1 protein-coding gene is annotated in these 629 nt (G+C 43.2%); it reads left to right on the top strand.

Annotated elements, in window-relative coordinates; translation table 11 throughout:
• Positions 1-629, top strand: a 629-nt coding sequence (locus IQR33_RS12375) for a L,D-transpeptidase family protein (protein WP_193843726.1), incomplete at both ends; no start/stop codon positions are given.

The following is a 629-nucleotide window of genomic DNA, read 5'->3' as shown; positions in this document are numbered from 1 at the left end:
AGCTTGCGATAAAAGAGTTCCAGCGTATTCATGGTTTGAAAGAAGATGGCGTTATCGGCCCGAATACCATTCGATGGATCAACTTTTCTCCTCAAGAGAGATTGCATCTGCTGGCGTTGAATTCTGAGCGTTCAAGAATTTGGTCGAAAGAAAGGGATAATGTTGTCTTTGTTAACGTGCCTGGATACGAAGTCACGTATTGGCATGACGGTCAACCCTTGTTTGAGTCTAAAGTCGTGGTAGGGAGAGCATCAAGAAAAACGCCCATCATGTCGGTAGCACTGGATTCAGTTATTCTCAACCCAACTTGGAACGTGCCTTGGACTATCATGGTTAAAGACATTATTCCTAAAGTAAAACGTAATCCGATGTATTTGATTAACCATAACATTCAAATCATTCGGTCTTGGACTTCGAACGAAATTATTGACCCTACAACCATCAATTGGGCAACGGTGAATCCGAGAACATTTCCTTATCGTATGCGACAGGCGTCGGGCTTACAAAATGCACTGGGATTGTACAAGTTCAATATGCCTAACCCACAAGCTATTTATTTGCATGACACGCCAAGTAAGAACTTGTTTGAACAGGACAGACGCGCATTCAGCTCAGGATGTGTCCGTGTC

The organism is Vibrio sp. OPT46, from assembly GCF_015163535.1.
Taxonomy (GTDB): Bacteria; Pseudomonadota; Gammaproteobacteria; order Enterobacterales; family Vibrionaceae; genus Vibrio; species Vibrio alginolyticus.
This window is presented reverse-complemented; position numbering and strand designations above follow the sequence as displayed.